Below are 24,710 nucleotides of genomic sequence, written 5' to 3' on the forward strand. Positions count from 1 at the left end.
GGCGGGCTTTTCTGCAACAGGCCTGCGGCGGTGGATCAGGCCTGGATGACGACGACCTTGGCGCCGACCTTGACGCGATCATAGAGATCGATGACGTCGTGGTTCATCATGCGGATGCAGCCGCTCGACATGGCGTGACCGATCGAATCCGGCTGGTTGGTTCCATGGATGCGGAAATGCGTGTCGTTGCCGCCACGGTAGAGATACATGGCGCGCGCGCCAAGCGGGTTGTTCGGACCGCCCGGTATGCCGCCGGCGAGCTTGCGGTAACGCTCTTCGCGGCGTTGCATGTTGAGGGTCGGCGTCCACGAGGGCCATTCCGCCTTGCGGCCGACATAGGCATTGCCCGCAAGCGCAAGGCCAGCGCGGCCGACGCCGACGCCATAGCGGATCGCGCGGCCCTCCCCGAGGACATAATAGGCGCGGCGGGCAGGCGTATCGACAACGACGGTGCCCGCTCCATGCGGCGTGACATAGGCCACTTCCTGACGGCGCAACTCTGGCTTGATCCTGTCAACCGGCACGGTCTTCAACGGGAACTGCTCGTTCGGCAGGGCTGCGTAGTTCGTCTGATCGTTGATGGTGGAGGCGCAGCCGGCAAGAAGAAGCGGAAGACCAGCCAGGAACCCGCGGCGGGAGATCGACATGAATGTGTCCTTAGTGCGTCAAGATGTCGGCACGAAATTAAGGAGGTTATGGTTAATGAAGTGATAAACGCGCGCCGCAGACGTTAATCACAAGTGCGTCAGCTCCGGGGACGGCCTTCTGCCGCATTGAAAAATGCATCATTTGATGCCACTTTTGATGCTGCCCTTCTGGAGGACCCGGACATGAGAACCACCGTTACCCTGGACGATGCGCTCGTGGCCCGAGCACAGGAAGTCACCGGCATCAAGGAACGGTCAGCGCTTCTGAAGGAAGCACTCACACGTTTGATTCAGGACGAGGCCGCGCGCAGATTGATCATGCTGGGGGGAAGCGCACCCGATGCAAAGGCGCCTCCACGGCGACGCTGGAACAGCGATGGCACCTGGGACGGGTCAGACCGGGACGGCTCCGAGTGATATTGCTCGACACCTCGGTTTGGATCGATCACATCCGCAGGCGTGAGGAACAGGCCGAAGTTCTTCTCAAACGAAGGCAGGTTCTGGTCCATCCTTTCGTCACCGGCGAATTGGCGCTCGGACCCATGCCACGCTACGATTTATTTATCCAATCGCTTTCGGAATTGCCGCAAGCGACCGTCGCCCTCGACTCCGAGGTCCTCTTCTTCATCAAACGGCACTCCCTGATGGGAAGCGGCATCGGCTATGTCGATGCGCATCTGCTTACATCCGTTCAATTACAGCCGGGCGGACGTCTGTGGACCCGTAACAAGCGCCTCGCGAAGGTCGCGATGGCGCTTGGCGTGGGATATGAGGCCTGAGCCAACTCACATATTCTGATAGAGCGGCCCTTCGCCGCCCTGCGGGGGGACCCAGTCGATGTTCTGGTTGGGGTCCTTGATGTCGCATGTCTTGCAGTGCACGCAGTTCTGCGCGTTGATCACGAAAGCCGGCTCGCCGTCCTTGTCCACCCATTCGTAGACGCCCGCCGGACAGTAGCGCGTCGAAGGCCCGCCATAGACCTCGAGCTCCGAACGCTTCTGCAGCTCCATGTCCCGGACCTTGAGATGCACCGGCTGGTCCTCCTCGTGGTTGGTGTTCGACAGGAACACCGAGGACAGCCGGTCGAAGGTCAGCACCCCGTCCGGCTTCGGATAGTCGATCCTCTCGTGCCGCGCCGCCGGCTCCAGGCTCGCCGCATCCGTCTTGCCGTGCTTCAGCGTGCGGAAAAGGGAAAGGCCGAACAGCTGGTTCGTCCACATGTCCAGCCCGCCGAGCGCGATCCCCACCCCCGTGCCGAACCGCGACCACAGCGGCTTGACGTTCCTCACCCGCTTGAGGTCCTGGCCGATCGGCGTCTGCCGCCATTCGTTTTCGATCTCCACCGGCTCGTCGTTCGCCCGGCCCGCCGCGATCGCCGCGGCGATCCTGTCGGCCGCCAGCATGCCCGACAGGACCGCATTGTGGCTGCCCTTGATACGCGGCACGTTGACCAGCCCCGCCGAACAGCCGATGAGCGCCCCGCCCGGGAAGGAAAGCCGCGGCACCGACTGGTATCCGCCCTCGGTGATGGCGCGCGCGCCGTAGGACAGCCGCTTGCCCCCCTCGAACGTGCCACGGATCGAAGGATGCGTCTTGAACCGCTGGAACTCCTCGAACGGATGGAGATAGGGGTTCTTATAGTTCAGGTGCACCACGAAGCCGACCGCCACCAGGTTGTCTTCCAGATGGTAAAGGAACGACCCGCCGCCGGTCTTCATGCCGAGCGGCCAGCCGAACGAGTGCTGCACCAGACCCGGACGGTGGTTTTCCGGCTTCACCTGCCACAGTTCCTTCAGCCCGATGCCGAACTTCTGCGGCTCGCGGCCGTCGGACAGTCTGAACTTCCGGATCAGCTGCTTGGCCAGCGACCCGCGCACGCCCTCGCCGATCAGCGTGTATTTGCCAAGCAGCGCCATGCCGCGCGTGTAGTTCGGGCCGGGCTCGCCGGTCCGCCCGATGCCCATGTCGCCGGTCGCGACCCCGATCACCGCGCCCTCGTCGTTATAAAGCACTTCGGTCGCGGCAAAGCCCGGATAGATCTCGACGCCCAGCGCTTCGGCCTTTTCGGCCAGCCAGCGACAGACGTTTCCGAGCGAGACGATGTAATTGCCGTGATTGCTCATCAGCGGCGGCATCATGACGTTCGGCAGGCGCACCGAACCGGCGGGACCCAGGAACAGGAAATGATCCGCCGTCACCGGCGTCCTGAACGGATGGCCCTCCTCGTCCCGCCAGCCCGGCAGAAGCGCGTCGATCCCGACCGGGTCGACCACCGCACCCGACAGGATGTGCGCGCCCACTTCCGAACCCTTCTCCAGCACAACGACCGAAAGCTCAGGATCGACCTGCTTCAGACGGATCGCAGCCGACAAACCCGCAGGTCCGCCACCCACAATCACAACGTCGAATTCCATCATCTCCCGTTCAGGGAGATCCTGCGCGTTCATGCCCACTCCACCTGGCTCCCTTGCCTGCTCCCAAGAATATGACAAACCTGTCTTGACAAAAGCGATACCACTTGTCGAGGCAGGAAAGCGTCTTTCGCCTTGTCAATCACGCAATTGGCGTTTCCGTTTCCTCAAATTACGTTTACGTTCACGTCAATATAGGCGGTGAACCGGAGAAAGCAAGTTCGGCCTTTCGCCCCCTGAGCCCACTGCTATAAAGGCGGAACATCGCTGACAGGAATTGGGGAAGGAATAGAAATGGATCTCGGTCTCAAAGGCAAACGCGCCCTCGTACTCGCTTCGTCCCGCGGGCTCGGCCTCGGCATCGCCAAGGCGCTTGCGGCAGACGGCGTGAACGTTCTCCTCGTCGGGCGCTCCGGCGACCGGCTGGCGGAGAACTGCAAGGCGATCAATGCCGAGGGCAAAGGCAAGGCGGACTGGGTCTGGGGCGACCTTGCGGACGACAATTTCGTCGAGACCATGGTGACCGCGGTCAGGGAGAAACTCGGCGGGATCGACATCCTCGTCAACAATACCGGCGGCCCGACGCCCGGCACGGCGGAGGAAATGACGACCGACAAGCTGGACGCGTTCTTCCAGTCCATGGTGCTGCGCGTCATCACGCTCACCAACACCTTCCTTCCGCAGATGAAAAAGCAGGGTTTCGGCCGCATCCTGACCGTCGCCTCTTCCGGCGTCATCGAGCCCATTCCCAATCTGGCGCTCTCCAATACGCTGCGCTCGGCGCTTGTCGGCTGGAGCAAGACGCTGGCAGCGGAGGTCGCGGGCTTCGGCATTACCGCCAACATGCTGCTTCCCGGCCGCATCCACACGGACCGTATCGACGAACTCGACGGCGCGAACGCCAGGCGCACCGGCAAGACCCTGGAGGACGTGCGCGCCGCCTCGCTGAAGACCATCCCCGCCGGTCGTCTCGGCAAGGTGGAGGAGTTCGCGGCGGCGGCCGCATTCCTGTGCTCGGTTCCGGCAAGCTATGTCACCGGCACGATGCTGCGCGTCGACGGGGGCGCCTCGCGGTCGATCTGAACGGACAGGCAGCCGCTCGATCGTTCAACATTGAATCGAATTGCCTCGCCGCCATTGCCTGTATTTCAAGGCGCGCGGTGTAGAAGACAAGCCGGTCCCCCCGAATTCAAAGGATCGCCGGCATGATCGAAAGCATTTCGGGGGCCACCGAGGCCCCCGCCCCGAGTACCACCTCCCCTGCACCGCACGCCCCGGCCTCCGCCGCCGCGGCGATCTCGCAGACGCTTGCCACCGGTCCGGCCGCCACGTCCTATGCCGGCACATGGGAGGCGGCGACACGGCACGCCTCCGAAACGACCGCGATCTCCCGGCAGGAGACCCTGCGCGCCAGGAGCCTGGACGCCGTCGAGGATGTCGTCATCCGCAACCTGCTGGACAGTCTTTCCCCCGCCAGCCGCATTGTCGGCAGCTTCATCCTCGCCGACGAGGAAGAGATGGCGCCAAGATCGCTGATCGCCACCTATTACGAAGACGTTTGAGACGACATCACGCGATCGCGTTTCGCCGGGTCCTCCGCAAGAGCCTATAATCTCCCTTGTGAGGATTTGATCGGAGGTTTGCCATGACATTGGTGAGAACGGCTCTTTCCGTGGCCGGCATCCTGCTGGTGGCGCTCGGCCTGTTGTGGATGGGCCAGGGAAGCGGCGCCTTCCCCTATCCGGCGGCAAGCTTCATGATCAATCAGACGCCCTGGATCGTCAACGGCGCGGTCGCCGCCATCATAGGGCTCGCCGTCATCTGGGGTGCGCGGCGATTTCTCCGCTAGGGGCGACGCCGAATTACAGCCGGAAGGCGAGAAAGATTAACTTCAGTTCATCCAACCCCCTCATTACTAACATTTAATCCGCTTTCACCGGTTCGTGAGCAAACGGGGCTGGACCGGCCTCTCCGGCGCCGCAATATGGGCTGTTCGATGAAGGTCGTCATCGGCAGGCTCAAGCCCAAGCGGTGCCCCATGAAACATATCTGGATTTTCGCAGGCATTCTCGTCGTTGCCGGTGTCGCGGGCTGGGAATTCCGCGACCGGCTTCCCTTCCTCGCATCCGCCGCGCAACACGCCTCCGCCGACAAGGCAAGCGATCAGGCGCAGAACCAGCGGCGGCGCGGCGGCGGCGCGCCACCCGCGGTGAAAACGATTGCCGCGGCGCGTTCCGCCTTGCCGATGGACGTCACCGCCGCGGGTTCGGCGATCGCGGACGAAACCACCACGATCGCCGCGCAGGAACAGGGGCTCGTCACCGGCATCGCCGCCACCGACGGCGCGACGGTGAAGGCCGGCGATCTCATTGCCAAGCTCGACGACCGCACCGCGAAAGCCGCGCTTGCCAAGGACCAGGCACTGCTCGTGCGCGACCAGGCGACCCTGACGCAGGCCGAGACCGCTCTCCAGCGCGCCAACGACCTCGTGCGGCGCAATGCCGGGACCCAGCAGGCCGCCGACGAGGCACGCGCCGCGCGCGACACGGCGGCCGCCACGGTCGAGAGCGACAAGGCCGCGATCGCCGCCGACGGGATCGTGGTCGAGCATACCGACATCCGCGCGCCCTTCGACGGGCGGCTCGGCGATATCGACATCAGCACGGGCGCCTACCTGAGCACCGGGTCGGCCGTGGTGACGATCGCCAAATACGATCCGATCTATGTGAAATTCCATCTCTCCGAAGCCTATCTCGGCCAGTTGAAGCAGGGCTTCGGCACCGGTTCCATCGCGGTCGACGCCGTGCCGCAGAACGGCGGCACGGCGTCGACGGGAACATTGAGCTTCTTCGACAATACGGTCGATCCGGCCTCCGGCACGATTCTGGCCAAGGCGAGGTTCGACAACCCGTCAGGCACCCTCTGGCCGGGCCAGTCGCTGAACGTGACCGTGCATTTCGACAGCGGCAAGATGGACATCGTCGTGCCGACGGTGGCGGTCAACCCCGGCGCCGACAGTCCATTCGTCTATGCGGTCGGCGACGACAGGAAGGTGCATGTGACCCCTGTCAAGGTGGCGCGCTCGAACGGTTCCGACACGGCAATCGCCGATGGCCTTGCCGAAGGCGCGCATGTGGTGGTGGAAGGTCAGGTCCAGCTCGTGGACGGAGCGGCGGTAACGGAGGAATTCACCGGCGGCAAGGCCAGCGGGACGACCTCCGCGAAAGGCAGGGACAACGGCGGCGACCGGCCGGTCGAAGTGGGGGCTGCGCGATGATCCCGCAATTCTGCATCCGGCGCCCGGTCGCCACGACGCTGCTGGCAATCGGCGCGGTGCTCGCCGGCCTTGCCGGCTACAACCTCCTGCCGGTCGCCGCCCTGCCCCAGGTCGATTTCCCGACGATCAACGTTTCCGCGCAGCTGACCGGCGCTTCGCCGCAGACCATGGCGACGGCGGTTTCCACCCCGCTGATCAAGAAGTTCGAGACCATTCCGGGCGTCAGCGAGATCAGCGCCGCGAACTCGCTCGGCAATACCTCGATCGTGCTGCAATTCGACCTCAACCGCAACATCGACGCGGCCGCCGCCGATGTGCAGGCGGCAATCTCGCAGGCGACCCGGCAACTGCCGGACAACATGACGACGCCGCCGAGCTACCGCAAGACCAATCCCGCCGACGCACCAGTGCTGCTGCTCGCCGTCCGCAGCGACAGCCTGCCGCCAAGCAAGGTGGACGAGATTGCCGAGGACGTGCTCTCCCCGGCCCTCTCCACCCTGCCGGGTGTCGCCGAGGTCTCGATCTTCGGCGCCAAGACCTATGCGGTGCGCGTCGAGATCGATCCGGCCAGACTGCAGGCCCGCAATCTCGGCGTCGACACCGTCACCAGCGCCATCGCCAACGCCAACAGCCAGGCGCCTGTCGGTTCGCTCCAGAACGATAGCCAGCGGCTCACCATCAATGCCGAAACGCAGCGCACCAACGCCGACCAGTTCCGTTCGCTGGTGATCGCCAACCCGAATGGCGCGCCCGTGCACCTCGGCGACGTCGCCGAGGTGCAGGACAGCGTCGCCAACCTCAACGCCGGAAGCTGGTATGACGGCCACTCGGCGATCGTCCTCGCCATCCAGCGCCAGCCGGACGCCAATACCGTGGATGTCGTCGACGCCGTGCGCGCCAAGCTGCCGGCGCTTTCGTCGGAACTGCCGGCCTCCGTCTCGATCAACGTCATGAACGACGCCTCGACGGCGATCCGCGCCTCGATCGATGACGTGCAGTTCACGCTATTCCTGACGATCGCACTCGTCGTGCTCGTCATCTATCTCTTCCTCGGGCGGCTTTCCGCCACCATCGTGCCGGCGCTCGCCGTGCCGCTGTCGCTGATCACCACGTTCGGGGCCATGTATGTGCTCGGCTACAGCATCGACAACATTTCGCTGCTCGGCCTGACGCTCTCGGTCGGCCTCGTCGTCGACGACGCGATCGTCATGCTCGAGAACATCATGCGGCATGTCGAGGACGGCATGCCGGTGATGAAGGCGGCGATCCAGGGCGCCTCGGAGGTGAGCTACACGATCATCTCCATGTCGGTATCGCTGATCGCGGTCTTCATTCCCATCCTGCTCATGGGAGGGGTCGTCGGGCGTCTCTTCAACGAATTCGGCATGGTCGTCGCGCTCGCCATCATGGCCTCGGCCGTGGTGTCGCTGACGGTGACGCCGATGCTCGGTTCGCGCCTCTCCGACGCCGAACACCATCCGGGCCTGGTCGCCCGCGTTTTCGACGCGGGTTTCGGCCGCACTCTGAACGCCTACGACAGTGCGGTCGGCTGGTGCCTCAGGCATCGCGGCATCGTCATGCTCGTCTTCCTCGCCTCGGTCGGAGGCTCGGCCTATCTCTTCAGGACGCTGCCGACCAGCTTCTTCCCGACGGAGGATATCGGCCGGCTGACGATCTCGACGCAGGCCCGCGAGGATATTTCCTATCCGGCGATGCGCGATCTGCAAGCGCAGGTGGCGGCCGCCGTGCAGAAGAACCCGGCCGTGGCGCACGTCACCTCCAGCGTCGGCAGCAACGGGCGCAGCGCGCTCAACAACGGCACGATCTTCGTGGAACTGAAGGGCCGCGACCAGCGCCCGCCGCTCGAACAGACGCTGCGGGAGCTCAGACAGGCCACTGCCAGGATCGCCGGCATCAAGAGCTTCATCACGCCGCAGCAGAGCCTTCGCTTCGGCGGACGCTCCACGGCCAGCCAATACCAGCTCGTCGTGCAGGCGCTCAACGCCTCCCAGACCAGCGAATGGGCAGGCAAGATGCAGGCGGCCATGCGGGCCGATCGCGACCATTTCACCGACGTGACCTCGGACGCCCAGAACGACGCGATCGAGGCGAATATCAAGGTCGACGCGGAAAAGGCGGCCGCCTTCGGGGTCACCGACCAGCAGCTCCGGCAAACCCTGCAGATGGCCTTCGGCGGGTATACGGCGGCGGAAATCCAGTCGACCGGCGACAGCTACGACGTCATCACCGAGTTCGACAATACAAGGCAGTGGAACGACCGGATGCTGCAGGACATCCGGATCATGTCCTCCAGCGGATTGCTCGTGCCGCTGTCCAATTTCGCGCAAGTGGTGCGCCGGACGGCGCCGGTGACGATCAACCAGACCGGCCAGCTCGTTTCGACGACGGTGTCCTTCAATCTCCCCGCAGGGGTTTCGCTTTCCGACGCGACGGCGGCGATCGACCAGATCAAGGCAAGCCTGCAGATGCCGAACGACGTGTTCACCACCTATGGCGGCACCGCGCAGATCTTCCAGCAATCGCAGGGCAATACGCCGCTTCTGATCCTGGCGGCGGTGCTGACCATCTACGTGGTGCTGGGCGTGCTCTACGAAAGCTTCATCCACCCGCTGACGATCCTCTCGGGCCTGCCCGCGGCGGCTTTCGGGGCGCTGCTGGCGCTGAAGCTCTTCGGGTTCGACCTTTCCATCATCGCGCTGATCGGACTGCTGATGCTGATCGGCATCGTCAAGAAGAACGCGATCATGATGATCGACGTGGCGGTGGAGACGATGCGCTCGAAGGGCGAGACACCCTCGGCCGCGATCCACGAGGCCTGTGTCAGGCGCTTCCGGCCAATCATGATGACGACCTTCTGCGCGCTGCTCGGGGCGTTGCCCATCGCACTCGGCACCGGCGCCTCCTCCGAACTCCGCCAGCCGCTCGGCATCGCCGTCGTGGGCGGCCTCGTCGTCAGCCAGGCGCTGACGCTCTTCATCACACCGGTGATCTTCGTGGAAATGGACCGCTTCGGGCAGTTCCTGGGAAGGCTGTTCGGCCGGAAACGAGACGACCGGCACGAAGCCAACGACGATACCGACATGCCGGCGGCGATCGCGGCGGAGTGAGCCGGAACGAGCTTTCAACCAAAACAGGACAGGCTCAAATGAAAAGACCCGCTGAAGCGGGTCTTTTCATTTGAGCGTCATACGCCAATTTCATCACCACGTCTCATAACTTCTTTCCTTTCCTTCATTCAACACTTCGATTGCGGCGTCATGCAGGCAGAATCCGAAAGTCATAGACATAATCATCTGGACGTCTTTCGAAAAGCTGAATAACCGTTCGTTCATCGCCCGGTTTCAGCAAGATATCCTGCGGTTTCGCGCCCGCCTCGATCCTGACCATTATCGAATGCTTGCGGTCTTTGTTCTCGACCACGACGTCAAGCGCACGCGTAAACCGGATCGGCTTATGTCTGTTCTGTTCATTAGCGGATTCGATCCAGTAGGTCATCACATGTTCGACCTCACATTGCCCATATTTCGGCGCCGCGCCTTCGAAGTCATAGAGGAACTCCCGATCGAACTCCGCAAAGTGATGAACATCCTCACCATTGACTCGAATGTAGGATACGCAAGGCTTTTGACCACCCGGCGGCGGGTCGCATTTCGCAAGATAATTCAGCTTCGCCGGAAACTTGGCCGGCACATCGTCCATGAAGCCGCGAAGAACGCTTTTCGTCTCGTGGCGGATCTTGAATTTCCCGTGATCCTCCCGCCATTCCTCGACGATCAATTTCTTCCGCGTGTAGTCGACATAGGGCTCGATCGTATCCCGAAGCTTGTCCACCATGTAATCGATATGACCTCCCGATTGCCGCTGCAGAAAAATTCTTGCGCGAGAATCGAATGGGTCCCGATCCGGGCGTGACACCGAGGCAATCGCAACGATAAGACCGACAAGCGCAAACAACGCCACGCCGGCCGCCCACGACGCAAAGAAGGCGCCTTCGAATTTTTGGATATCGAGGACGACCGGGCAAACCACCGGCGCGATAAAAGTCAACGCGATAGCGATCAGCGAAGCGACGCCAATCGACAAGTAGCGCCAGTCCCAACGCTTGAATCGAGCCAACCCACGGGAGATGCCAGCCCACCCACGGGCCGGCAACCGGATTACCCACCCAATGTATTTCAAAGAATGCCCCCACATGCCCCTAAGTTCAAAAGAACAGAAAACCTGGAAGCTGTCTATAGTTATAGTTGCAATGAATACTGGAGGTCGCGCTCATTTTCCGGTCGCCCTGCGCCGAAGATTTCTGACTGGCGGATGGGCATGACGGAGGGAACCAACACTTGGCCAAGCATTCGCAATTCTCTTTTCCTGCGAAAGCGCACCGGCGGACTGTCGCAATATGCCGTCAGGAAGAGATGATCGCTCAAACCGCTGATTTCAGGGGAAATAAGCCCTTGCCTTCAACAGTGATCACCTCTCCCCGAATTTGCTGGCAGTACCTCTCAAATGAAGGTGTCCGGATATCAGAACCCTTCCGCGAGTTTCGGCAGGTCCTTGATCAGTCCGTCCCGCACGACCCGGCTGATCGGGGTCTCGCCATAACGCCTGGTATCGATGAGCAGCCTTGCGAAGACGACGCGGCGGTCGTCTTTCATGGCCCAGCCGACGAACCAGCCGAGCGGGCGGTCGCGATCCGTCTTGCCGGCCTTGTCGCGCAGCCAGCCGGAGCCGGTCTTGCCCTGGATGTCCCAGCCGTCGCCGGCCTCGAAATGCGGAACGATGGCGAGCGTCATGTCGACGGCCTTGTCGGAAATCGGCAGACGCCCCGTCAGGAACCTGCGCAGGAATTCCACCTGCTGATCCGCCGAGATTTTCAGCGACGACATCAACCAGGATTCGGTGAGACCATCGGTATTGCCCGGGCCGCCTGAAATGTCCCGGTTTCCGTAACCGAAACGCTGGATGTAGTCGGCAAAGGTACGGTTGCCCAGCTTGCGGGCAAGTTCCTGCGAATACCAGACGATCGAGTCCTGTTCCCAGATGACCGGATCGACGTCCTTCCTGACCCTTTCCGGTCCGCCGAACTTCGCCTGGTATTTCCAGCGCGGGTTCTGCGCGTCGGTCAAGATGCCGGCGTCATAGCCCATCATGGCCAAGGGCAGTTTGAAGGTCGACTGCGGATAGAAGCCCTGGTCGCAGGTCCCCTCGCGATGAAGCGTGTCGCCGCTATTCTCATCGATGATGACGGTGCAACGGATCGGTTCCGCCGCGCGGACGGAGACACAATCGAGAAAAGCGGCGGTAATTCCGAGAGAAAAGGCAAGAATGAGAGAATTTCTGAAAGCCATGATCGTCCTCCAAATGGTTCGACGCGGCTTTTCTAGGTCGGCTTGCGAGCCCCGATCAAACGATGATATCTGCGGCCAGACATAAATCAATCTAGGTCATTGCCATGGTCCGGCCCTATTTGCCGTTGAACGCGCTCCGTGCCTTCGAGGCCGCCGCACGGCATCTTTCCTTCACCCGCGCGGCGATCGAGCTCTGCGTCACGCAGGCTGCAGTCAGCCATCAGGTGAAGATCCTGGAACAGCGGCTCGGCGTGATGCTTTTCCGCCGCCTGCCGCGCGGGCTGATGATCACCGAGGAGGGCAGGCCCTCCTGCCCTCGCTGAAGGAGAGCTTCGACCGCATGGCCGACATGCTGGAGCGGTTCGAGGGCGGGCATGTGCGGGAAGTGCTGAAGCTCGGGGCCGTCGGCACGCTCGCGGTCGGCTGGCTCCTGCCGCGGCTTGCCGATTTTCGCGAGAAATACCCGTTCGTGGACCTGAGGCTCTCGACCAACAACAACCGGGTCGACATCGCGGCGGAGGGGCTCGACTACACGATCAAGTTCGGCAACGGCGCATGGCACGACATCGAGGCGGAGGTGCTGTTCGAGGCGCCGCTTTCGGTGCTCTGCGTGCCCTCGATCTCCGCCCGGATCACGGCCCCGGAAGATGTGGCGCATCAGACGCTCCTGCGCTCCTACCGCACGGACGAATGGCCGGGCTGGTTCGAGAAGGCGGGCATTCCCTCCCCGCCGATCCGGGGCGTGGTTTTCGACAGTTCGGTGCTGATGATCGAAGCCGCCCTGCAAGGGGCCGGCGTGGCGCTCGCACCTCCCCTGATGTTCCCCCGGCAGCTCGCCGCCGGAGAGCTCGAACAGCCTTTTCCGATCTATGTCTCCAAGGGAAGCTACTGGCTGACGCGGCTCAAATCGCGCTCGGTCACGCCTGCCATGGAAATGTTCCGCAACTGGCTCGCGGAACAGGCGGAGGAGACCCGACGACAGGCGGAAAACTGAAGCGGCCGGGGTTGCCATTCCCCTCCGCCTGTGCCATCACGCGCGCTCTCAGAGACAATTCGAGGGCGCATATCCGCGCCCTTTTCACGTTCGGAGCATCTCGCTCCGGTTCAATGATCATCGGCGACCAACAAGGAGCACGACCATGGCACGGGCGCTCGGGCTTGATTTCGGCACGACGAATACGGTTCTGGCGCTCTCGGACGGGGGCGCCGGGACACATTCCATGACCTTCACCAGCAGCGCCGGCGTGACCGATACGATGCGCACCGCGCTCTCGTTCATGAAGGACCCGGTGATGGGCGCCCAGGCGCTGAAGGTCGAGGCCGGGCAGGCCGCCATCCGCCAGTTCATCGACAATCCCGGCGACTGTCGTTTCCTGCAGTCGATCAAGACCTTCGCCGCAAGCGCGCTCTTCCAGGGAACGCTGATCTTCGCCCGCCGGCATCTCTTCGAGGACCTGATGGAGATCTTCCTGCGGCGGCTTAGAACCTATGCGGAGGGCAACTGGCCGACGGACGTCTCACGGGTGATCGCAGGGCGGCCGGTACACTTCGCCGGCGCCAACCCGGATGCGAAGCTCGCCACCGAGCGCTACAACGAGGCCCTGACCAGACTTGGCTTTCCGGAAATCCACTATGTCTACGAGCCGGTGGCGGCCGCCTATTATTTCGCGCAGACCTTGAAGAGCGATGCGACCGTGCTGGTCGCGGATTTCGGCGGCGGCACGACCGACTATTCGCTGATCCGTTTCGAACGCAAGGCCGGCAAGCTGATGGCGACCCCGATCGGCCATTCCGGCGTCGGCATCGCCGGCGACCATTTCGACGCGCGCATGATCGAAAGCCTTGTGGCACCCGAGATCGGCAAGGGCACGTTCTTCAAGAGCTTCGACAAGGTGCTGGAAGTGCCGGCCGGCTACTACATCAATTTCAGCCGCTGGAACCAGCTCTCGATCTTCAAGACCACGCGTGAATTCACCGACCTGAAATCGCTGGTCCGCTCGGCGCTCGATCCGGACAAGCTGGAGCTCTTCATCGACCTCGTCGAACACGACGAAGGTTATCCGCTCTACCAGGCGATTTCGGCCACCAAGATGGCGCTTTCCGGCTCGGAAGAAGCGGAATTCAACTTTCCGCCGCTTGGACGTGCCGGCCGCAAGATGGTCAGGCGCGCCGATTTCGAGGACTGGATCGCGGAGGATCTGGGACGAATCGAGGGCGCACTCGACGAGGTGCTGGAAAAAACCGGCACGGCGCCCGCCGCCATCGACAAGGTCTTCCTGACCGGCGGCACGTCCTTCGTGCCGGCGGTGAGGCGGATTTTCACGCGCCGGTTCGATGCGGGAAAGATCGAGAGCGGCGGCGAACTGCTGTCGATCGCGCATGGTCTGGCGCTGATCGGCGAGAGCGACAACGTTCAACAGTGGGCGGCGTGACGGAGCCGCAAACTCCTTTCCCCCTCCTTGCGGAGAGATCGATATGCCGCGCTGTCTTCCCCCTTCGAGGCGACATGCTATAGGGTGACCTCATGAGCGCCGCGAGAGATCTTGATCCGTCCGAGCTTGCCGCCCTTCTGCATTTCTATGCGGATTCGGGCGTCGAATGGCTCGTCGAGGACGAACCGGTCGATCGTTTCGCGCAATTCGCGGCCCAGAAGGCGGCACAGGCGGAAGCCCGGATGCCCGCGACGGCGCGGCAGCAACAGCCCGTCCAGAACGAATCCGGCCGCAACGAGCCGACAACGGCGCCACGCAGCACCGAGGGTGCTCCGGCACGGAATCGCCCCGCCCCGGCCATGCGTCCCGCCGCCCCCGCCCCTTCCCTCTCGGTCGCCGTGCCCGACGGCGAGGCTGTGGCTTCCGCGCGATTCGCCGCCGACAGCGCCCGCTCGCTTTCCGAACTCAAGACGGCGCTGGAAGCCTTCAACGGCTGCAATCTGAAAAACGGCGCGCGATCCACCGTGTTCGCGAGCGGCGATCCCGCCTCCGGCATCATGGTGATCGGCCCGATGCCGAACGCCGACGACGACCGCGACGGAACGCCCTTTTCGGGAAGGCAGGGGCAGCTTCTCGACAGGATGCTCGGCGCGATCGGGCTTTCGCGCGAGGGGGTGGTGCTCACCAACATCATTCCCTGGCGGCCGCCGGGCAACCGCATGCCCTCCCAGGCCGAACTCGATATCTGCCGACCTTTTCTCGAACGGCAGGTGGCGCTTGCGGAGCCAAAGCTCCTGCTGCTGCTCGGCAATTTCCCCGCCCGCTTCTTCTTCGGCGGCAACGGCACGATCCACTCGATGCGGGGCGAATGGCGCGAGATTTCGTTCGGCGGCATGAACGCCGCAGCGATCGCCACACTGCATCCGCAGGAACTTCTTGCCGCACCGGCCAACAAGGCGCTCGCCTGGCAGGATCTCCTGACCTTCAAATCGCGGCTTTCCGCCCATTGATTGCCCGTATTTCGAGCGAAGATGTGCCGAAATGACACAAGGTTACGAAAATATGAAGATCGCTATGCATATGACGCATGGCAGCGCAGCGTTCTTCCGCATTGCAGAATCGATGCTGCATCGCAATATTAGCACCGTGTCTTGGGAGGAATAGGTTTAAGGAACCAAGGCAATGACGACGCGCTTCCGCCCGATCCATTCGGGCTTCGAAACCCTCCGGATCGCCGGCCTGCAGCCGCGGTCTACGCAGGGCTATCACCGTTTCGGCTCGGCAACGAACGAGCAGATGACTTCCCGCGCTCTGGGACGTCCGCTCGGCATCACGCGTCCGGCTGCGATCTTCGCCGATTTCCGCGAACGCTGATCGAGCCGAAGACCGGGAGAACGATCATGACGGCCATCCTCCATCCGATCCGTACCCTGCGCGAGAACCTCTTTCAGATCGGCGCGGCAGTGAACGCCTCGCGCGAGTTCAGCCGTGCGGGCGCTACCCGTCTCAGCGCCGAAAAGGTCAATCCCGCAACCGCGGCGATTCCGCTCTGACGGGCTGCCTTCAGGCGCCCGTGCCCGGCGGCGAAGCCTTGCGCGCCGCCTTTCTTTCCAGCCCGAGCCGATGCTCGCGGTAGATGATGAATATCCCCGCCGAAACAGTAATGGCAGTTCCCGCAAGCATGCTGACCGTCGGCACATCCCCGAACAGGACATAGGCGATGCCGATCCCGAGCAGGATCGAGGTATATTCGAACGGCGCGACCGTCGAAACGTCCGCATTGCGATAACTCTCGGTCAGGAGCACCTGCCCGATGCCGCCGCAGAAACCGGCGGCAATCAGGAACAGCTTTTCCGAAACCGTCATCGTCGCCCAGCCGAAAGGCAGGCTCACCAGCGAAAACAGTGCCGCCGTCAGCGAGAAATAGAGGACGATGGTCGCCGTCTTCTCGGTGCGCACGAGCTGCCGTGTCTGGATCATCGCAAAACCGGCCAGCACCGCCGACAGGATGACGGCCGCCGCCCCGGTCGCCTGTTCCGATCCCATGCCGCCCTCCTCGAACATGGTGAGCTTCGGCCATGAGATGATCACCACGCCGACCATGCCGACCATGACCGCCGTCCAGCGATAGATGCGCACGGTTTCCTTCAGGAAGATCGCCGCGAAGACGACCGCGAGCAGCGGCGAGGAATAGCCGATGGCGATCGCATCCGGCATCGGCAGGTGCACGAGGCCATAAAAGCCGCAGACCATCGAGAGGATGCCGAGAAAGCCGCGCTTTATGTGGCCCGACAGGCTGTCGGTATGGAACGCGCCACGCAATTCCGACTGGAAGGCCAGATAGGCAACGATCGGAACGAGCGCGAAGGCGGAACGATAGAAGGTGATCTGGCCGGCCGGAATATCGGGACCTGCGGACTTGATGCAGGTCTGCATCATCACGAAAACCACCACGGAGGAAACTTTGAACATGATCCCCCGCAGGGGATTCAGGGCATCGGCGGCCATCAACAACTCATTGAAACTTAGGCCGCATCGAAAACGGAGCCTGGCGGAATGGCGGGGAGATTCAGTTTGTCGGCAAAGTAACGGAAAAGTGCGGCGAGCGGGATCAAAACTGATGATAGGTCGATCAATATCCGTGACCCTCTGAAAACTTCCGCGAAATATACGGAAGCAAAAAGAGGTTTAATTTAGCCAAAGTTTCAACAATCGTTTAGCATTGCATGCAAGTATGCCGCACGGCAGCGGCGAGTGCCAGTTAAAAGGAGCATTTCAAGCTCCTGATGCCATTTTCGAAGAGCCGGTTCAGGAAGCAACATGCGAACAGACACGGGCCAGATCATTCATCTGGCAGACTACCGCCCTACCGATTTTGTCCTGGAACGCGTCGATCTGACTTTCGAGCTCGATCCGACCAATACGAAGGTGGAGGCGCGACTGATCTTCCACCGGCGCGAAGGCGTCGATCCCTCGGCTCCGCTCGTGCTCGATGGCGACGAGCTGACGCTGTCCGGGCTGCTGCTGGACCAGAACGAAATCCCGGCCAGCCAATATGACGCGACACCGGAAAGCCTCGTCATCCGCGACCTGCCCGCCGAGACACCCTTCGAAATCACCGTCACGACCTTCATCAATCCGGAAGCCAACAGCCAGTTAATGGGGCTCTACCGCACCAGCGGCGTCTACTGCACCCAGTGCGAGGCGGAAGGTTTCCGCCGCATCACCTATTTCCCCGACCGGCCGGATGTGCTGGCGCCCTACACGATCACCATCATCGCCGACAAGGCTGCCAATCCGCATCTCCTGTCGAACGGCAATTTCCTCGGCGGCGGCAACTACGACGAGGGCCGCCACTTTGCCGCCTGGTTCGACCCGCATCCCAAGCCGAGCTATCTGTTCGCGCTGGTTGCCGGCGATCTCGGCGTGGTCGAGGACACGTTCACGACCATGTCCGGCCGCGAAGTGAAGCTGAAGATCTATGTCGAGCACGGCAAGGAGCCGCGCGCGGCCTATGCCATGGATGCGCTGAAGCGCTCGATGAAATGGGACGAGGAGCGGTTCGGCCGCGAATACGACCTCGACATCTTCATGATCGTCGCCGTGTCCGATTTCAACATGGGGGCCATGGAGAACAAGGGCCTCAACGTCTTCAACGACAAATACGTGCTGGCCGACCCGGAAACCGCGACCGACCAGGATTACGCGAATATCGAGGCGATCATCGCCCACGAATATTTCCACAACTGGACCGGCAACCGCATCACCTGCCGCGACTGGTTCCAGCTCTGCCTCAAGGAAGGCCTGACGGTCTATCGCGACCACGAGTTCTCGGCGGACCAGCGCTCCCGTCCGGTGAAGCGCATCGCCGAGGTGCGGCACCTGAAATCGGAGCAGTTCCCGGAGGATGCGGGTCCCCTCGCCCATCCGGTCCGGCCGACGAAATACCGCGAGATCAACAACTTCTACACGACGACCGTCTACGAAAAGGGTTCGGAAGTCACCCGCATGATCGCGACCCTGCTCGGCAAGGCCGATTTCAAGGCGGGCATGGACCTCTATTTCGAGCGCCATGACGGCCAGGCCGCGACGGTCGAGGATTTCGTCAAATGCTTCGAAGATGCGAGCGGCCGCGATCTCAAGCAGTTCTCGCTCTGGTACCAGCAGGCCGGTACGCCACTCGTCACCGTCTCCAGCAGCTATGAGCAGGCGAGCGGAACATTCACGCTGTCCCTGGAGCAGATGATCCCGGCGACCCCCGGCCAGACGGCCAAGGAGCCGATGCATATTCCGCTCTCCTTCGCGCTCATCCTCGACAACGGTTCGCTTGCGACGCCGACGGCGGTGAAGGGCGGCGAAGTGACCGGCGACGTGCTGCACCTGACCGAGCGCAAGCAGACCTTCACCTTCTCCGGCATTTCCTCCCGTCCGGTGCTGTCGCTGAACCGCTCCTTCTCGGCGCCGATCAACCTGCATCTGGACCAGACGCCGGCGGATCTCGCCCATATCGCCCGCCACGACACGGATCTTTTCGCCCGTTGGCAGGCACTCACCGATCTCGCCATACCGAACCTGATGCAGGCCGCGCGCGATGCCCGCGACGGCAAGGAAATCGGCTGCGATCCGGCGCTGATCTCGGCCCTTCTCGAAGCGGCCGCCGACGAAACGCTGGAACCTGCCTTCCGTGCCCAGGTGCTGACCCTGCCGAGCGAGGCCGATATCGCCCGCGAGCTCGGCGGCAACAACGATCCGGATGCGATCCATGCCGGCCGCAACGCGATCCTGTCCGCGGTCGCCAAGGCCGGAGCCAAGGCCTTCCTTGCGCTTTTCGACAGCATGAAGGTGGCCGGCCCCTATACGCCGGACGCCGCAAGTGCCGGCAAGCGGTCGCTCAGGAATATCGCGCTTTCCTACCTGACCTATGCAGACGGCACTCCGGCCCGCGCTGCGGAGGCCTTCGCCACCGCCGACAACATGACCGACCTGGCGCAGGCGCTCACCGTCCTCGCGCACCGCTTCCCGGACACGCCGGAAACCACCGCCGCGCTGGACACGTTCCTGAAACGGTTCGACGGCAACGCGCTCGTCATCGACAAGTGGTTCTCGATCCAGGCAACCATTCCAGGCGCGGGCGCGCTTGCCCGCATCAGGGCGCTGATGGAAAATCCGCGTTTCGTCGCCAACAATCCGAACCGCGTCCGCTCCCTGATCGGTACTTTCGCCTTCTCCAACCCGACAGGCTTCAACCATCCGGATGGCGAAGGCTACCGTTTCCTTGCCGAGCAGATCCTTGCGATCGATCCGAGGAACCCGCAGCTTGCTGCCCGCATCCTCACCTCGATGCGCTCCTGGCGCTCGCTGGAGCCGCAGCGCGCCGACCATGCCCGCTCCGCGCTGATGACGATCGAACGGTCCGAAACCCTCTCCACGGACGTACGCGACATCGTCGAGCGCATGCTGAAAGGATGAGGCCAGGGTGCCGCAGCGTGCGGCCCTAGCTCTTTAAGAATCGCCTTACCAGCGCCCGGCAATAGCCGGGCGTCGGCTCCCGGTCGCCGAACAGGATATGGTAGACGATCGGCGCCACGACGAAGTCGATAGCCTCGTTCGCCTCGAACGGCACCTCGCCGCGCGCCGCCGCGCGCTCCCGCAATGTCTCCAGGTGATGATAGGTATACTGGCAGCATTTCACCGGGGCGTCGCCTTCCAGGCTTCCAAGTATGTCCGACATCATCGCGCGGCCGACCTTGGACGACATTTCCTCCGCATATTGCAGGATGAAAGCTTCGAGATCCGAGGCCATCGCACCCGTATCCTCCGGATCGGCGATCGGCCGCATCCGGGCGACGGCCACGTCCGCCAGGAGTTCCGAAAGGTCGCCCCAGCGGCGATAGATGGTCGATGGCGTCACCCCCGCCTTCTCGGCGATCATCGGGACGGTGATTTCGCCGCGGTCCATCTCCTTCAGCAATTCCTGAACCGTGCGATGCACCTCGGCCTGGATGCGCGCGCTTCGTCCGCCCTGCCGCAACATCTCCCTGGCCATTTCTTCTCCTTGGCGGCATCTGCCGAAACTGAAATCCTTAATGCAAAGATATTGCATTAGCGACGAAGTGCAACTATATCCCGCTAACGCTAAGATTTTGCGTTAAGGTGAGAACCATGAACAGCATCCTCCCTTCGGCCGCATCTCCGTCTGCGTTCCGGATGACGGTCTACAGTTTCGTCCTCGCCGTATTGATTTCAGCCTGCAGCAGCGCGCCGACGCCGCTCTACCACCTCTACCAGGAGCTTTTCCATCTCTCCCCGGGGATGATCACGCTGATCTTCGGCTCCTATGCTTTCGCGCTGCTTGCGGCGCTGCTGACGCTCGGCGGGCTTTCCGACTATGTCGGCCGGCGCCCGATGATCCTCGTCGCGCTCGTCTTCAACGCCGCAGCGCTGGCGATCTTCATGCTCGCCGAATCCGGCGCCATGCTGATCGCCGGCCGTATCGTCCAGGGCTTCGCCACCGGCGTGGCCTTCCCGACCTTCGGAGCCACCATCCTCGACACCGACAAGCGGCATGGTCCGATCCTCAACAGCATCACGGCCTTCCTCGGCCTGATGATCGGCACGCTGGCCGGCGGCACGCTCGTCGCCTTCGCGCCTGCCCCGACCCAGTTCGTCTATGCCATCCTGCTTGTCGTCACCCTTGCCGGCCTCGTCATGCTCGCCTTCATGCCCGAGACCGCCGCCGGCCGCCCCGGAGCGCTCGCCGCGATGCGGCCTCGCATCAGCGTGCCGCGCCGCGCTCGCGGGCTGCTGCTCAAGGTCACCCCGGTAAATGTCGCCGGCTGGTCGCTCGGTGGCTTCTATCTTTCCCTGATGCCGACGCTGGTCGCGGTCGTGACGGGCATCACCTCGCCCTTCGTCGGCGGATCGGTCGTCGCGACGCTGATGCTGAGCGCCACCGCGTCGGTTTTCGTCTTCCGCTCGCTCACGCCGCAGCGGGTGCTTTTCACCGGCACGACCGGGTTGATGATCGGCGTCGCCATCACGCTTGTCGGCGTGGAGGAAAAGATGGTCGGACTGCTGTTTCTCGGCACGGCGACCGCAGGTCTCGGCTTCGGATCGATCTTCTCGAACATCCTGAAGATCGTCCTGCCGCTTGCCGAAGGCTATGAGCGGGCCGGGCTCTTCTCCGCTTTCCTGGTCGAAAGCTACCTCGCATTCGCAGTTCCCGCGATCATCGCCGGCCTTGCGGCGCCTGTGCTCGGCCTGTCCCTGACAGCCTATGTCTACGGCGTCGTGATCATCCTGCTCGCGGCGATTTCCATCGCCGCCACCCGCACCAGCCTCATGGAAAGCCCGGCCGCCTGAAGAACGGTCGAACGCTGCCGATCTCAATGGTCCGCTGCGGGAAGTCGAATGTTTTCCGCATTGACGAATGTCATGCCGCAAGGTCCGATCTTGCGGCATCATTCGCCGGCGTGCGGAGAATTCCGCCGATCTGGACGGTTCTTAGGTTGGGAGCGGCTTCACATGAGCGACATGACTCGGGTCAGCGATGCGTTTCAGACATTCATGAAGGAAGCACCCGCCCATCAGAGCGCCTGGCTCGAGGCCGTGCGGAAACTCGGAGACGCCTCGACGCTGGATGCCAGGACGGAAGAGCTTGTCTATATCGGCATTCTCGCCGCCGTTCGGCTCGAAAGCGGCCTGGCCTTCCATGTGGCGCATGCCAAATCGCTGGGAGCCACCCGCGACGAGATCGTCAGCGCCATTCTGACCGGCCTGCCTGCGGTCGGCAATGCCGTGATCCAGGCCCTTCCGATCGCGCTCGATGCCTATGACAACAGCTAGTCGCCTCGCCCTTGGCAGGTGATTTGCCGCCTCGCTGATGCCGAGCCGCACGCCCGAAGCGCTTCGGGCAGGATGGCGGCCCATCCGATTCGCAATGAAATCAAATCGTTAAAAAAATATTAGCAACCCTCTGGACACGAAGAATCACTAATGATTCATTAAGTCAGATTCGGGCGAGCGGCGCCTCGAATCACCACGAGGGACTACATGAAAACGATGTCGGACGTGCAGCGGGTAACCGCGGCCGAGGGACGGTTGCGTTTCAAATTTCCGAGCTTCTCGAGTTTGGGGCGTATCATCCCGGATGAGGCGCGGCTTTCCGTCAAACCCATCTCGCGGCAGATCCCGCGGGTGGAGCTTGTTCTGAAACGTTCCATTCCCCTTCTCATTATCGCCTTCCTGGCCGTCGTCGCGGCCTCGCGCATTCTCGGGATCATGGCCGAGCATGGGCGGATGGAAGATGCGGCGCGGCAATCGACGGCGTTGATGGCGGCGGCGGCGAGCACGGCGCTTTCCGGCGATGCGGCGATCTTCTCCAGCCATGACCGGACGGCGGCGGAAGCGAAGCTTCGATCCGTCCTGCCGCAGGAAATGCTTGGCACGGGCGCCTTCGTCCTTTTCGCCGACGAGGCCGGACGCATCTTCGGCGGTTCGGAAGAGGCCGCGGCCTATGTCGGCCGGCGCCTCACCTCCGTGCTGCCGGAAACCGCGGCGCTGCGCCGGTTCGGCGACGGGGACGGCGTCATCGAGACCTATTTCAGCGACATTCCCCATTACGCCGCAATCGAACCGGTCGGCACGGAGGGCGCCCTCATCGTCGCGGCCCAGTCGCTTGCCGGTCTCAACCAGTTCTGGCGGCGAGAGGTGTCCCTGAACGTCACGCTGTTCACCGGCATCTCCGCGATCCTGCTGATCATCCTCTACGCCTACTACATGCAGGTCAAACGCGCCCGCGAGGCCGACGACATCTTCGTGGAATCCAATCTGCGCATCGAAACCGCGCTGTCGCGCGGACGCTGCGGATTGTGGGATTTCGACGTCGCCAACAAGCGGCTTTTCTGGTCGGGCTCCATGTACGAGATGCTCGGCCTGCCGCCGGCCGGCAACGTCATCTCGTTTGCGGATGCCGCGCGGATGATGCATCCGAGCGATGGCAACATCTATACGCTGGCCCGCGCCATCGGCCGCGGCAATGCCAAGCAGGTGGACCAGGTCTTCCGCATGCGCCACGCGGCGGGACACTACGTTTGGATGCGCGCCCGCGCCCAGATCGTGAAGACGGCGGCAGGCCGCACGCATGTCATCGGCATTGCCATGGACGTGACCGAGCAGCACCGTCTCGCCCAGCGCTATGCGGAGGCCGACCAGCGGCTCGCGGACGCGATCGAATGCACCTCGGAAGCCTTCGTACTGTGGGACAAGAACGACCGGCTGGTCATGTGCAATACCCACTTCCAGCAGGCTTACGGCCTGCCGGATAGCGTGCTGGTGCCAGGCACAGAACGCGCCGCCGTCAATGCGGCGGCGGCACGGCCGGTCATCGAACGGCGCGTCGCCGATCCCGACGGTAGCGGGTTTTCCCGCACCACCGAGGTGCAGCTTGCCGACGAGCGATGGCTGCAGATCAACGAACGCCGCACCCGCGATGGCGGCCTCGTCTCGGTCGGAACCGACATCACGCTCCTCAAACGCCACCAGGAACGGCTGCGCGACAGCGAGCGCAGGCTGATGGCGACGATCGGCGACCTCTCCTCCTCGCAGAAGAAGCTGGAGCGGCAGAAAGCGGAGCTTTCGATCGCCAACGCCAATTACCAGGCGGAGAAGGAACGCGCCGAGGCGGCCAACAAGGCCAAATCCGAATTCCTCGCCAACATGTCCCATGAACTGAGAACGCCGCTCAACGCCATTCTCGGTTTCTCGGAAATCCTCGTCAACGGCATGTTCGGTCCGCTCGGCTCACCGAAATACCTGGAATATTCAAAGGATATCCATGACAGCGGCAAGCACCTCCTGAACGTCATCAACGACATCCTCGACATGTCAAAGATCGAGGCCGGCCATATGCGCATCCAGTGCGAAGCGGTCGACCTGAAACCGCTGATCGAGGAAAGCCTGCGGCTGACGTCGATCGCCGCGCAGGACAAGACCATCTCCATCTGCCGGCGCCTGTGCGACAACCTCAACATGGTCGCCGACCGCCGGGCACTGAAACAGGTGATGCTCAACCTGCTTTCGAATGCGGTGAAATTCACCAACGAGGGCGGCAAGATCGAACTGCGCGTCCGCAAGCTGGAAAAGAGCGTCGTGCTGACCATCGCCGATACGGGCATCGGTATCCCGACTGAATCGCTCAGCAAGATCGGCCAGCCCTTCGAACAGGTGCAAAGCCAATATGCCAAGAGCAAGGGTGGATCGGGGCTGGGGCTCGCCATTTCCCGCTCCCTCGTCTCGCTCCATGGCGGCACGATGCGCATCCGCTCGCAGGTCGGCAGAGGCACGGTCGTTTCGCTGCACATTCCGGACCGCCCCCTGGCGGTCGCCAGGGCAGGATGCCGAAAAGTCTGAGCGGTTCCAGCGCCCCTCTCCGACGTTCTTGATGCGGATCGGGGTTCAGGGTCCAGGCCGGTCGCGCCTGAAATCGCCCTGATCCCGGCGGCGACAACGGTTTTGCGGAACTGAAGGAAAGCGGCAGGGCAGACGCGCCCTGCCGCATTCACTCCTCCCCCTTTTCC

Annotated in this window: 21 protein-coding genes and 1 pseudogene; 16 read left to right on the top strand and 6 right to left on the bottom strand. The window is 62.9% G+C overall.

Annotated elements, in window-relative coordinates; genetic code table 11:
* Positions 1 to 35: 35 nt before the first annotated feature.
* Positions 36 to 647, bottom strand: a complete 612-nt coding sequence (locus tag ACFFP0_RS20825; RefSeq protein ID WP_377264112.1) for a L,D-transpeptidase — start codon at positions 645 to 647, stop codon at positions 36 to 38.
* A 183-nt stretch (positions 648 to 830) separates the two neighbouring features.
* Between ACFFP0_RS20825 and ACFFP0_RS20830 the strand changes: the two genes are divergently transcribed.
* Positions 831 to 1,064: a type II toxin-antitoxin system VapB family antitoxin gene (locus ACFFP0_RS20830; RefSeq protein ID WP_377264113.1), complete on the top strand. Its 234-nt coding sequence runs from the start codon at positions 831 to 833 to the stop codon at positions 1,062 to 1,064.
* Positions 1,061 to 1,426, top strand: a complete 366-nt coding sequence (locus ACFFP0_RS20835; protein WP_377264114.1) for a type II toxin-antitoxin system VapC family toxin — start codon at positions 1,061 to 1,063, stop codon at positions 1,424 to 1,426. Before ACFFP0_RS20830 ends, ACFFP0_RS20835 begins: the two co-directional genes overlap by 4 nt.
* 6 nt (positions 1,427 to 1,432) lie before the next feature.
* Here ACFFP0_RS20835 and ACFFP0_RS20840 read toward each other — a convergent pair whose 3' ends face one another.
* Positions 1,433 to 3,094, bottom strand: coding sequence for an electron transfer flavoprotein-ubiquinone oxidoreductase (locus ACFFP0_RS20840; protein ID WP_377264115.1), 1,662 nt, complete (start codon positions 3,092 to 3,094; stop codon positions 1,433 to 1,435).
* A gap of 258 nt (positions 3,095 to 3,352) precedes the next feature.
* Here ACFFP0_RS20840 and ACFFP0_RS20845 point away from each other — a divergent pair, with 258 nt between their 5' ends.
* The 5 genes from ACFFP0_RS20845 to ACFFP0_RS20865 all read left to right on the top strand — a co-directional run bounded on the left by ACFFP0_RS20845 (position 3,353) and on the right by ACFFP0_RS20865 (position 9,463).
* Positions 3,353 to 4,141, top strand: a complete 789-nt coding sequence (locus ACFFP0_RS20845; protein WP_377264116.1) for an SDR family oxidoreductase — start codon at positions 3,353 to 3,355, stop codon at positions 4,139 to 4,141.
* Positions 4,142 to 4,263: 122 nt separating this feature from the next.
* Entirely contained in the window at positions 4,264 to 4,620 is a 357-nt protein-coding gene (locus tag ACFFP0_RS20850) for a hypothetical protein (RefSeq protein WP_377264117.1), read from the top strand.
* 83 nt (positions 4,621 to 4,703) lie between these two features.
* Positions 4,704 to 4,907 carry a hypothetical protein gene (locus ACFFP0_RS20855; protein ID WP_377264118.1) on the top strand — a complete coding sequence of 68 codons (204 nt, stop codon included), beginning with the start codon at positions 4,704 to 4,706 and terminating at the stop codon, positions 4,905 to 4,907.
* A 189-nt stretch (positions 4,908 to 5,096) separates the two neighbouring features.
* Entirely contained in the window at positions 5,097 to 6,335 is a 1,239-nt protein-coding gene (locus ACFFP0_RS20860; RefSeq protein ID WP_377264119.1) for an efflux RND transporter periplasmic adaptor subunit, read from the top strand.
* A complete protein-coding gene (locus ACFFP0_RS20865; RefSeq protein ID WP_377264120.1) occupies positions 6,332 to 9,463 on the top strand; it encodes an efflux RND transporter permease subunit in 3,132 nt (1,043 codons plus the stop codon). The genes ACFFP0_RS20860 and ACFFP0_RS20865 overlap by 4 nt, the downstream gene beginning before the upstream one ends.
* A 148-nt stretch (positions 9,464 to 9,611) precedes the next feature.
* Here ACFFP0_RS20865 and ACFFP0_RS20870 read toward each other — a convergent pair whose 3' ends face one another.
* On the bottom strand, positions 9,612 to 10,439 hold the full coding sequence (locus ACFFP0_RS20870; protein ID WP_377264121.1) for a hypothetical protein: 828 nt from the start codon (positions 10,437 to 10,439) through the stop codon (positions 9,612 to 9,614).
* A 437-nt stretch (positions 10,440 to 10,876) separates the two neighbouring features.
* Positions 10,877 to 11,701 (bottom strand): class D beta-lactamase, encoded by an 825-nt coding sequence (gene blaOXA, locus ACFFP0_RS20875; RefSeq protein WP_377264122.1) that lies wholly within the window; start codon positions 11,699 to 11,701, stop codon positions 10,877 to 10,879.
* Positions 11,702 to 11,805: 104 nt separating this feature from the next.
* Here blaOXA and ACFFP0_RS20880 point away from each other — a divergent pair.
* From ACFFP0_RS20880 to ACFFP0_RS20900, 5 genes and pseudogenes are all read left to right on the top strand, one after another.
* Positions 11,806 to 12,695 (top strand): annotated as a pseudogene (locus ACFFP0_RS20880) (LysR substrate-binding domain-containing protein).
* A gap of 145 nt (positions 12,696 to 12,840) precedes the next feature.
* Positions 12,841 to 14,133, top strand: coding sequence for an Hsp70 family protein (locus ACFFP0_RS20885; protein ID WP_377264123.1), 1,293 nt, complete (start codon positions 12,841 to 12,843; stop codon positions 14,131 to 14,133).
* 92 nt (positions 14,134 to 14,225) lie between these two features.
* Positions 14,226 to 15,143: a uracil-DNA glycosylase gene (locus ACFFP0_RS20890; RefSeq protein ID WP_377264124.1), complete on the top strand. Its 918-nt coding sequence runs from the start codon at positions 14,226 to 14,228 to the stop codon at positions 15,141 to 15,143.
* A gap of 172 nt (positions 15,144 to 15,315) precedes the next feature.
* Positions 15,316 to 15,507, top strand: coding sequence for a hypothetical protein (locus ACFFP0_RS20895; protein WP_377264125.1), 192 nt, complete (start codon positions 15,316 to 15,318; stop codon positions 15,505 to 15,507).
* Between the two features lie 26 nt (positions 15,508 to 15,533).
* Entirely contained in the window at positions 15,534 to 15,686 is a 153-nt protein-coding gene (locus ACFFP0_RS20900; RefSeq protein ID WP_377264126.1) for a hypothetical protein, read from the top strand.
* 10 nt (positions 15,687 to 15,696) lie between these two features.
* Here the strand turns inward: ACFFP0_RS20900 and ACFFP0_RS20905 are convergent, their stop codons facing one another.
* Positions 15,697 to 16,641 (bottom strand): DMT family transporter, encoded by a 945-nt coding sequence (locus ACFFP0_RS20905; RefSeq protein WP_377264127.1) that lies wholly within the window; start codon positions 16,639 to 16,641, stop codon positions 15,697 to 15,699.
* A gap of 312 nt (positions 16,642 to 16,953) precedes the next feature.
* Here ACFFP0_RS20905 and pepN point away from each other — a divergent pair, with 312 nt between their 5' ends.
* Positions 16,954 to 19,602 (top strand): aminopeptidase N, encoded by a 2,649-nt coding sequence (pepN, locus tag ACFFP0_RS20910; RefSeq protein WP_377264128.1) that lies wholly within the window; start codon positions 16,954 to 16,956, stop codon positions 19,600 to 19,602.
* A gap of 25 nt (positions 19,603 to 19,627) precedes the next feature.
* Here the strand turns inward: pepN and ACFFP0_RS20915 are convergent, their stop codons facing one another.
* Positions 19,628 to 20,179, bottom strand: coding sequence for a TetR/AcrR family transcriptional regulator (locus ACFFP0_RS20915; RefSeq protein ID WP_377264129.1), 552 nt, complete (start codon positions 20,177 to 20,179; stop codon positions 19,628 to 19,630).
* A 116-nt stretch (positions 20,180 to 20,295) separates the two neighbouring features.
* Between ACFFP0_RS20915 and ACFFP0_RS20920 the strand changes: the two genes are divergently transcribed.
* The 3 genes from ACFFP0_RS20920 to ACFFP0_RS20930 all read left to right on the top strand — a co-directional run bounded on the left by ACFFP0_RS20920 (position 20,296) and on the right by ACFFP0_RS20930 (position 24,543).
* On the top strand, positions 20,296 to 21,495 hold the full coding sequence (locus ACFFP0_RS20920) for an MFS transporter (protein ID WP_377264130.1): 1,200 nt from the start codon (positions 20,296 to 20,298) through the stop codon (positions 21,493 to 21,495).
* A 162-nt stretch (positions 21,496 to 21,657) separates the two neighbouring features.
* Positions 21,658 to 21,978 (top strand): carboxymuconolactone decarboxylase family protein, encoded by a 321-nt coding sequence (locus ACFFP0_RS20925; RefSeq protein ID WP_377264131.1) that lies wholly within the window; start codon positions 21,658 to 21,660, stop codon positions 21,976 to 21,978.
* A 216-nt stretch (positions 21,979 to 22,194) separates the two neighbouring features.
* Complete coding sequence (locus ACFFP0_RS20930; protein ID WP_377264348.1) at positions 22,195 to 24,543, top strand: PAS domain-containing sensor histidine kinase; 2,349 nt, start codon at positions 22,195 to 22,197, stop codon at positions 24,541 to 24,543.
* Positions 24,544 to 24,710 lie beyond the last annotated feature (167 nt).

The organism is Neorhizobium puerariae, from assembly GCF_042429745.1.
Lineage (GTDB): Bacteria > Pseudomonadota > Alphaproteobacteria > Rhizobiales > Rhizobiaceae > Neorhizobium > Neorhizobium puerariae.

What these genes read in the sequence shown, in the direction of transcription:
- ACFFP0_RS20825 (WP_377264112.1), bottom strand. Translation starts at nt 647, where the DNA reads ATGTCGATCTCCCGCCGCGGGTTCCTGGCTGGTCTTCCGCTTCTTCTT.
- ACFFP0_RS20830 (WP_377264113.1), top strand. Translation starts at nt 831, where the DNA reads ATGAGAACCACCGTTACCCTGGACGATGCGCTCGTGGCCCGAGCACAG.
- ACFFP0_RS20840 (WP_377264115.1), bottom strand. Translation starts at nt 3,094, where the DNA reads ATGAACGCGCAGGATCTCCCTGAACGGGAGATGATGGAATTCGACGTT.
- ACFFP0_RS20845 (WP_377264116.1), top strand. Translation starts at nt 3,353, where the DNA reads ATGGATCTCGGTCTCAAAGGCAAACGCGCCCTCGTACTCGCTTCGTCC.
- ACFFP0_RS20850 (WP_377264117.1), top strand. Translation starts at nt 4,264, where the DNA reads ATGATCGAAAGCATTTCGGGGGCCACCGAGGCCCCCGCCCCGAGTACC.
- ACFFP0_RS20855 (WP_377264118.1), top strand. Translation starts at nt 4,704, where the DNA reads ATGACATTGGTGAGAACGGCTCTTTCCGTGGCCGGCATCCTGCTGGTG.
- ACFFP0_RS20860 (WP_377264119.1), top strand. Translation starts at nt 5,097, where the DNA reads ATGAAACATATCTGGATTTTCGCAGGCATTCTCGTCGTTGCCGGTGTC.
- ACFFP0_RS20865 (WP_377264120.1), top strand. Translation starts at nt 6,332, where the DNA reads ATGATCCCGCAATTCTGCATCCGGCGCCCGGTCGCCACGACGCTGCTG.
- blaOXA (WP_377264122.1), bottom strand. Translation starts at nt 11,701, where the DNA reads ATGGCTTTCAGAAATTCTCTCATTCTTGCCTTTTCTCTCGGAATTACC.
- ACFFP0_RS20885 (WP_377264123.1), top strand. Translation starts at nt 12,841, where the DNA reads ATGGCACGGGCGCTCGGGCTTGATTTCGGCACGACGAATACGGTTCTG.
- ACFFP0_RS20890 (WP_377264124.1), top strand. Translation starts at nt 14,226, where the DNA reads ATGAGCGCCGCGAGAGATCTTGATCCGTCCGAGCTTGCCGCCCTTCTG.
- ACFFP0_RS20895 (WP_377264125.1), top strand. Translation starts at nt 15,316, where the DNA reads ATGACGACGCGCTTCCGCCCGATCCATTCGGGCTTCGAAACCCTCCGG.
- ACFFP0_RS20900 (WP_377264126.1), top strand. Translation starts at nt 15,534, where the DNA reads ATGACGGCCATCCTCCATCCGATCCGTACCCTGCGCGAGAACCTCTTT.
- ACFFP0_RS20905 (WP_377264127.1), bottom strand. Translation starts at nt 16,641, where the DNA reads ATGGCCGCCGATGCCCTGAATCCCCTGCGGGGGATCATGTTCAAAGTT.
- pepN (WP_377264128.1), top strand. Translation starts at nt 16,954, where the DNA reads ATGCGAACAGACACGGGCCAGATCATTCATCTGGCAGACTACCGCCCT.
- ACFFP0_RS20915 (WP_377264129.1), bottom strand. Translation starts at nt 20,179, where the DNA reads ATGGCCAGGGAGATGTTGCGGCAGGGCGGACGAAGCGCGCGCATCCAG.
- ACFFP0_RS20920 (WP_377264130.1), top strand. Translation starts at nt 20,296, where the DNA reads ATGAACAGCATCCTCCCTTCGGCCGCATCTCCGTCTGCGTTCCGGATG.
- ACFFP0_RS20925 (WP_377264131.1), top strand. Translation starts at nt 21,658, where the DNA reads ATGAGCGACATGACTCGGGTCAGCGATGCGTTTCAGACATTCATGAAG.
- ACFFP0_RS20930 (WP_377264348.1), top strand. Translation starts at nt 22,195, where the DNA reads ATGTCGGACGTGCAGCGGGTAACCGCGGCCGAGGGACGGTTGCGTTTC.